At 69.4% G+C, this 7,589-nt stretch carries 10 protein-coding genes; 1 reads left to right on the top strand and 9 read right to left on the bottom strand.

Annotated elements, in window-relative coordinates:
* Nucleotides 1-89: 89 nt before the first annotated feature.
* The 8 genes from dprA to BGN98_RS01710 form a co-directional block, all read right to left on the bottom strand.
* The gene (gene dprA / locus BGN98_RS01745; protein ID WP_288119153.1) at nt 90-995 is read right to left on the bottom strand and encodes a DNA-processing protein DprA; all 906 of its coding nucleotides are present in this window, start codon (nt 993-995) and stop codon (nt 90-92) included.
* On the bottom strand, nt 992-2,524 hold the full coding sequence (locus BGN98_RS01740) for a YifB family Mg chelatase-like AAA ATPase (protein ID WP_061683705.1): 1,533 nt from the start codon (nt 2,522-2,524) through the stop codon (nt 992-994). Before BGN98_RS01740 ends, dprA begins: the two co-directional genes overlap by 4 nt.
* Nucleotides 2,521-2,883, bottom strand: coding sequence for a YraN family protein (locus BGN98_RS01735; RefSeq protein WP_061683704.1), 363 nt, complete (start codon nt 2,881-2,883; stop codon nt 2,521-2,523). The genes BGN98_RS01740 and BGN98_RS01735 overlap by 4 nt, the downstream gene beginning before the upstream one ends.
* A gap of 112 nt (nt 2,884-2,995) precedes the next feature.
* Nucleotides 2,996-3,319, bottom strand: a complete 324-nt coding sequence (locus tag BGN98_RS01730) for a DUF2469 family protein (protein WP_005050243.1) — start codon at nt 3,317-3,319, stop codon at nt 2,996-2,998.
* A gap of 53 nt (nt 3,320-3,372) precedes the next feature.
* Nucleotides 3,373-4,032 carry a ribonuclease HII gene (gene rnhB, locus BGN98_RS01725; protein ID WP_061683703.1) on the bottom strand — a complete coding sequence of 220 codons (660 nt, stop codon included), beginning with the start codon at nt 4,030-4,032 and terminating at the stop codon, nt 3,373-3,375.
* The gene (gene lepB, locus BGN98_RS01720; RefSeq protein WP_061683702.1) at nt 4,029-4,781 is read right to left on the bottom strand and encodes a signal peptidase I; all 753 of its coding nucleotides are present in this window, start codon (nt 4,779-4,781) and stop codon (nt 4,029-4,031) included. The genes rnhB and lepB overlap by 4 nt, the downstream gene beginning before the upstream one ends.
* Before the next feature lie 157 nt (nt 4,782-4,938).
* Nucleotides 4,939-5,286, bottom strand: coding sequence for a 50S ribosomal protein L19 (gene rplS / locus BGN98_RS01715; RefSeq protein ID WP_005050240.1), 348 nt, complete (start codon nt 5,284-5,286; stop codon nt 4,939-4,941).
* A 168-nt stretch (nt 5,287-5,454) separates the two neighbouring features.
* A complete protein-coding gene (locus tag BGN98_RS01710) occupies nt 5,455-5,949 on the bottom strand; it encodes a hypothetical protein (protein WP_061683701.1) in 495 nt (164 codons plus the stop codon).
* 52 nt (nt 5,950-6,001) lie between these two features.
* On the opposite strand from BGN98_RS01710, the gene map reads away from it, so the two are divergent.
* Nucleotides 6,002-6,784 (top strand): type I methionyl aminopeptidase, encoded by a 783-nt coding sequence (gene map / locus BGN98_RS01705; protein WP_061683700.1) that lies wholly within the window; start codon nt 6,002-6,004, stop codon nt 6,782-6,784.
* A 38-nt stretch (nt 6,785-6,822) separates the two neighbouring features.
* Here the strand turns inward: map and trmD are convergent, their stop codons facing one another.
* Nucleotides 6,823-7,515 (bottom strand): tRNA (guanosine(37)-N1)-methyltransferase TrmD, encoded by a 693-nt coding sequence (gene trmD / locus BGN98_RS01700; RefSeq protein ID WP_061683699.1) that lies wholly within the window; start codon nt 7,513-7,515, stop codon nt 6,823-6,825.
* Nucleotides 7,516-7,589 lie beyond the last annotated feature (74 nt).

Raw genomic sequence — 7,589 nt, 5'->3', positions numbered from 1 at the left:
ACCTACCGCCCCATCGCCAAGCACAGCGGGTACGAGCTCGCCTGCCAGTAGCTGACGTCGATTACATGCCGCTCCCGCACAATCTTGCTTCACCCCCTTGACAACACCCAGATAACGGACGTCACAGGCCCGGGAACGGCGCCGAGGGCGCGTCCGAGCGCGGCGGCATGGTGAGCGGTGTTCAATGCCCCACTCCGGTGGGCAGCCTCGACGACGATCGTCGCACCCGCCAACGCTGCGATCACCCTGTTGCGCGCGAGGAAGCGCCACTTGGTCGGCGCTGTGCCGCAGGGCACTTCGGCGAGCACCAGCCCCGACGTCGCGATCGCCGCGATCAGGTCATCGTGACCGGCCGGGTAGGGCCGGTCCACTCCGCCGGCCAGCACGGCGACCGTTGTGCCGTCGGCGCGCAACGCGCCGCGGTGTGCCGCTCCGTCGATGCCGTAGGCCGCCCCGGAGACCACGACGACCCCCCTCGCCGCAGAGTCCGCGGCGAGCTCCGTCACGACGTGCGTGCCGTACGCCGTCGCGGCCCGCGCGCCGACGAGCGCCAGCGTGGCAGAACTCGACAGCGCGCGGACGTCGCCCCGAGCCCACAGACAGACGGGTGCGTGCACACCCAGGTCATCGAGCGCGCGCGGCCAGACCTCCTCGCCCGGCACGAGGAGCCGAGCTCCCGCTCGGCGAGCGGCTGCCAGCACACGGTCGACCTCGCCACGGCGGGGCAGCCATCGGGCGCGCGCAGCACGAACATCCTCCTCGGTCACGCCGGCGCCACCGCCGAGGCCCGATGTGGCTTCGCCCACGGCACGCTCCAGCGCCTCGGCGGCACCGTAGTGCGCAATCAGCGCACCGGCCGTCCCGTCGCCCGGCTCGACGAGCGTCGACCAGATCGCTGCGGCGTACGCGGTGCGCGCCTCGTCGTCGGAGACCCCGTCACCGACCAGCCCGCGAAGGGCTGTGCGGGAGACACCGGCGTCAGGCACGAGGCTCATAAGCCCACACCCTTCTTGAGGTACAGCGCCCGTCCGATATCGGCCGCGCGCAACCGATCGTGACCGGCGAGATCAGCGACCGACCAAGCCACTCGCAGCACGCGGTCGTAGCCGCGCAGTGTCAGCGATCCGCGTTGCAGAGCAGCGTCCAGCGGACGGCGGATGTCAGCATCCGGGGCGAGAGGACCGTTGCGCAGCCAGGGACCGGACGCCTGGGCGTTCGTGGCCCACGGAGTGGAACGGAGGCGATGGCGGGCGCGCTCGCGCGCGGCACCGACCTGTTCCCGGACCTGCGCCGACGTCGTGGCCCCGGCCGCCGTCCCCGGCTGCGCGCTCGACACGCGCCGCAGTCCCAGTTCGATGTCGATGCGGTCGCGGAGTGGCCCTGAGAGCTTGCCGAGGTAGCGCCGGATCGCCAGCGAGGGACACGTGCACTCAGCGGCCGGCACCCCGTAGTTGCCGCACGGGCAGGGGTTGGTTGCGAGAACCAGCTGGAACCGCGCCGGAAACACCGCACGGAAGCCGGCCCGGTGGATCTCGATCATGCCGGACTCCAGTGGTTGGCGCAGCGCGTCCAGCGCGTGCGGGGCGAACTCGCCGGCCTCATCGAGAAAGAGGACGCCCCCGCTCGCGCGGGCGATGGCGCCCGGGCGCACGGCGCGACTTCCGCCTCCGATCAACGCCGTCGCGCTCGCGCTGTGATGAGGTGCCTCGAAGGGAGGCGTGCGACACAGTGTGTCGACGGGTTCGCCGGCCAGCGACCGCAGCGACGCGGCCTGCACGGCATCCTCGTCATCGAGGCCGGGAAGGATGCCGGGCAATCTCCGCGCCAGCATCGTCTTGCCGGCTCCGGGCGGGCCGCTCATCAACAGGTGGTGTGCACCCGCGGCGGCCACCGTGAGCGCGTCGACGGCGTCAGCCTGCCCGATGACGTCGACGAGATCGGGAACGTCGGCGTGGCCACGAGCGCCGCCCGCAGCCGGGTGCGGAACGGGTTCGAGTGGCACCTCGTCCATGTCGAGGCCGTGCCAGCGTGCTACGTCGCGGAGGCTGACGGCCCCCAGAACCTCGACTCCTTCGACGAGGGCGGCCTCCTCCCGGTTCGCGAAGGGTACGACCGCCTTGCGGATCCCCATCCGGGCCGCGGCCGCCACCGCCGGCAGCACGCCGGGGACGGGCCGCAGCCGGCCGTCGAGTCCGAGTTCACCGATGTGCGCCGTCTGCGCGAGCGAGTCGCGATCGAGGGCGTGCTCGGTCGCGAGCGCGGCGATCGCGATCGCGACATCGAGGGCGGAGCCCTGTTTGGGAAGATTCGCCGGTGAGAGGTTGACGGTGAGTTTGCGCCGCGGCAGCGGCAGCTCGCTGTTGGCGCAGGCGTTGTGCACCCGTTGATGTGCCTCGCCGATCGCCTTGTCGGCGAGCCCGATGATGACGAAGGCCGGCGTCTGACTCGACAGGTCTGCCTCGACCTCGATGAGATCGCCGTGCAGCCCCGTCAGCACCACCGCCCACGTCCTGCCGACCGTCATCGCACATCCTCGAGGTGCTCGATGCGCGCCGTCGCGGTGTCGCGGCCCGTGACACCGATGATGTCGACGCGGAGGCGGCGACCACGGGCGGCGGCGGGGTGCGCCGCCGCCCACGTCGTGGACAGACGCCACAGACGGGCGCGCTTTTGCGCATCGACGGCCTCGAACGGGTGGCCGTACGCGTCGGAACGTCGAGACTTCACCTCGACGATGACGACCTCCTCGCCGCGCAGGGCGACGATGTCGATCTCTCCGAACGCGCAACGCCAGTTGCGGGCGAGGACCGTGTACCCCGCCTCGCTCAGATACTGCGCCGCTCTCTGCTCCCCCGACCGTCCACGCTCGTCCTTGGCTGCCATGGAAGAGAGCGTGCCCCCGCTTCGACCGCGCATCGTGCCATGTCAGCCAGTCGGTGGACAGGCCCGCTCAACGGTGCGGTGGGGAGGAAGAGTCGACGTGCAGGTGGAGAGGTCAGGAGTCGAGGGCGAGCTCGTCAGGAAGCTGGAAGTCCCTGCGCTGCATCTCCTCGACGTTCACGTCCTTGAACGTGAGCACGCGCACCGACTTCACGAAGCGGTCCGCGCGGTAGATGTCCCACACCCAGACGTCGGTCATCGAGATCTCGAAATAGAAGTCGTGCTCGGTGTCGCGACGCACGACGTTCACGTCGTTCGCGAGGTAGAAGCGTCGCTCCGTCTCGATCACGTAAGCGAACTGCGACACGACATCGCGATACTCCTTGTACAGCGCCAGCTCGAGTTCGCGGTCGTAGTCGTCAAAGCCCTCGTCGTCCATGGTGGTCCCATCCTATGCGGCCGGAGGAGCCGAGCGGATGCCGCCGCATCCGCTCAGAACAGTGTGGGAGCGTCGGCGATGGCCCACGACGCCCGGTGATGGGGGCTCAGACCGTGCGAACGGATCGCGCTGCGGTGCTCGAGGCTGGCGTAGCCCTTGTTGCGCTCCCAGAGATAGACCGGGTGCTCTTCGTGCAGGCGCATCATCAGGTCGTCGCGGGCGACCTTCGCCACGACCGAGGCGGCGGCGGCCGATGCGCAGTCGCGGTCGGCTTTGATGATCGGATGCACGCGCAGACCCGACCCGCCTGAGGCGGTGATGTAGTCGTGATTGCCGTCGAGAATGACGATCGCGTCGTCGGGGACGAAGCCCTGTGCGCGTAGCTCGCCGAGTGCACGCAGGGCCGCCAGGCCCAGCGCCCGCATGATCCCGACCTCGTCGATCTCGGCGGAACTCGCCCAGCCGACCGCGGAGGCGTCGAGCCAGGCGGCGGCTCGTGCGGCGACATCGTGCCGACGATGCGCGGCCACGAGCTTCGAATCGCGCAGCCCCTCCGGAAACCGCCGTCGGGCCGCCGCCGGTCCGAGCGCCGCGGCTCCGACGGCGACGGGGCCCGCGAGCGCACCCCGGCCGACTTCGTCGCACGCGATGACGATCTCGTGTTCGCGCAGCAGGCGCCGCTCGACGGTCAGCCGCGGCGTGACGACACTCATCCGGCGCCGGGGGCCGGCACCCCCGCGAAGACGGCATGGTGCCCGTCGATGGTGCCGAAGCGGTCGAACGGCCACGTGATGAGAAAAGCGCGCCCGACGACGTTGCCCAACGGCACGAACCCCTTGTTGGGCTGATCCATGTTGTAGCGCGAGTCGCGGGAGTGGTCGCGGTTGTCGCCCATCACCCAGAGCGAGTTCTGCGGTACGACGACATCGAACGGTACCGGCTGCGGCGCGCTCTGGCCGGGAGCCAGATTCAGGTAGGGGGTCTCATCGATCGGTGTCCCGTTGACCGTGACCTGACCGATCGCGTTGCAGCAGACGACGTGATCGCCGCCCACGCCGATGATCCGCTTGATGAGGTGCTCATCGCTATCCGAGGCGGTGATGCCGACGAGTGAAAGCAGCCAATCGGCGGCCTGCGCCAGGGGCGGCTGGGCGGGGGTCGCCGGCGCCGGCGGCAGCCATCCGCCGGGATCGCGGAAGACGACGACGTCACCGCGCTGGTACCCCCCGAAACGCGGCGTGAGCTCGTCGACGAGGATCCTGTCCTTGATGAGCAGCGTCTGTTCCATCGAGCCCGACGGAATGTAGAAGGAGCGCACCAGGAAGGTCTTGATCACGAACGACACGACGACCGCGATCAACACGATGACGAACACGTCGCGCAGAAGCAGCCAGACGCCGCGGCGTCGACGCTGACGGGAGGGAAGCACCGTATCCGGGGCCGTGGTGTTGTCCGAGCTCATGCCTGTCTTTCTTCGCTCCCGGCACCCGTCTGTGCCGCCTCTCAAGGGTCGCACATGCGGGCTGTGTGCAGCGTGCGCGCCTCACCGGATGCCGCGCGGCGTGCAGACGACAGATGCCCCGGACCGCGGGGTCCGGGGCATCCGAGGTGACAGCGCGTCAGCGGTCGCGCTTCTCCTTGATCTTGGCCTTCTTGCCGCGGAGGTTGCGCAGGTAGTACAGCTTCGCGCGGCGCACGTCGCCACGGGTGACGACCTCGATGTGGTCGATCACCGGGCTGTGCACCGGGAACGTACGCTCCACGCCCACCTGGAAGCTGATCTTGCGGACCGTGAAGGTCTCGCGCACACCGTCTCCCGAGCGGCCGATGACGACGCCCTGGAAGACCTGGATACGGGAACGGTTGCCCTCGGTGATGTTGACGTGCACCTTGACGGTGTCGCCGGGGGCGAAGACGGGGATGTCGCTGCGCAGCGAAGCCGCGTCGACGGCGTCGAGAATCTGCATGATCGTCACTTCCTGCGACCGCCACAGGTCGATCGCGAGATGGGGATGGAAAAAGGTGGCGTGTGCCCGAGGCATCCGTTGCCGGCGCCGTGCTCCCCTGAGGCAGAGCCTGTTCAGGGCACAAACATCCATTCTGCCATGGATGCCGAGCGCATCAAAACCGGCGTCTCACGATCCGGGCGGCGTGTTCTCGCGGATGACGATGATCTCCTCGGGATTCGACCCACCCGTGTGCTCAGGGCGCGCGGGCGGCACGTAGCCCACCCCGCTGGCAGTGCGCAGGATCGAGACGCTCGGCCCCGTCTCGCGCCACAGCTGCCGCAGCGCCGACGACAGTGCGACGACACCGAGGACGATGGTCACGGCCAGCGTGGGCCACCACCACCGACCGTCGAAGATGCCCAGCGCGACGACGAGCACATGCCAGGCTCCGATGAGGCCGGCATCCGTCCACGAGACGGCACGTTCGGCGCGGACGGTTCCGCGGGCGCGCACGAGCAGAGCGAGCACCAGCTGCCAGACGAAGACGATCGGCGCCGACAGCAGAACCCACAGCAGCGCCCAGGGACTGGCGCCGAAGACGATCCAGCCGACGACGAGCCACAACGGCAGCACGAACGCCGCCGGAATCAGCCACCGGAAGAACGTCTGACGCAGCCACATACCTTCGATGCTACGCCGGTCAGACAGAATGGATCCTGACGAAAGGATCACGATGATCGAACTGCGCACTCCCGCCGAGATCGAGGCGATGCGTCCCGCGGGGCGATTCGTCGCAGAGACTCTGGCGACGCTGCGGGACGAGACGAAGGTGGGCACCAATCTGCTGACCATCGATCGCCGTGCGCACGACCTGATCCGGCGGGCAGGCGCTGAATCGTGCTACATCGACTACCACCCCTCGTTCGGCGCGAGCCCCTTCGGAAAGGTGATCTGCACGTCGGTCAACGATGCCGTGCTGCACGGCCTGCCGTACGACTACGCGCTGCGCGACGGCGACCTGGTGACGTTGGACTTCGCCGTCGCCGTCGACGGCTGGGTCGCCGACTCGGCCGTCTCGTTCATCGTCGGGACGCCTCGCGACGAGGACCTCGCCCTCATCGACACGACACAGCGCGCCCTGGATGCCGCGATCGGCGCCGCCACCACGGAGGGGCGGATCGGGGACATCTCGCACGCCATCGCCGAGGTCGCGCACGCCGACGGGTACCAGATCAACACCGACTTCGGCGGCCACGGCGTCGGACGCACGATGCACGGCGACCCGCACGTCCCCAACGACGGCAAGCCGGGTCGCGGCTACCCTCTGCGTCCGGGTCTCGTGCTGGCCCTCGAACCCTGGTTCCTGCAGACCACCGACGAGCTCGTCACCGACCCGGACGGCTGGACGCTGCGCAGCGCCGACGGTTCACGCGGCGCGCACGCCGAGCACACCGTCGCGATCACCGCCGACGGTCCGATCATCCTCACCGATCGTTCGTTCCTCGGCGTCGACTGAGGCCGCCGGTGGCGGCGCGGCCGCCGGTGGGGACGCGGTCAGTCCGGGAGAAGATCCGGCCGTCTCGCGCGGGTGCGCTCGATCTGCTGCTCTCGGCGCCAGTCGGCGACACGGCCGTGATGGCCCGAGAGCAACACGTCCGGAACGTCGTACCCGCGCCACGCCGCGGGCTTCGTGAAGGAGGGGTACTCCAGCAGGCCGTCTTCGTGGGACTCCTCGATGAGGCTCTCGGGATTGCCGACGACGCCGGGAATCAGGCGGCCGACGGCCTCGATCATCGCCATCGCCGCCACCTCGCCGCCGTTGAGGACGTAGTCTCCGATGCTGGTCAGACTGACCTCGCCCAGAGTCGCCGCGTACGAGAACACCCGCTCGTCGATGCCTTCGTAGCGGCCGCATCCGAAGACGAGATGCTCTCCGCTGGCCGCCCAGGAGCGCGCCGCCGCCTGTGTGAAGACCGCACCCGCGGGCGAGGGAAAGACGAACCGAATCGGCTCGGTGGCGTCTGCGGCGATGGCGTCCAGCGCCTGCCCCCAAGGCTCGGGCTTCATCACCATGCCCGCGCCCCCGCCGTACGGTGTGTCGTCGACCGTGCGATGGCGGTCATGCGTGAAGTCCCGCAGGTCGTGGACACGCACGTCGAGGATGCCCGCATCGCGGGCGCGCCCGAGAAGCGAGACCTCCAGGACGTCGAAGAATGCGGGAAAGATCGTGACGACGTCGATCCGCACGTCAGACCTCGGAGTCGGCGGCGGGGGGATCCGCGTCGTCGTCATCCTCATCCGACGTCGACGGCTCACGATCG

Origin of the sequence: Microbacterium sp. 69-7, from assembly GCF_001897985.1 — a bacterium.
Taxonomy (GTDB): Bacteria; Actinomycetota; Actinomycetes; order Actinomycetales; family Microbacteriaceae; genus Microbacterium; species Microbacterium laevaniformans.
This window is presented reverse-complemented; position numbering and strand designations above follow the sequence as displayed.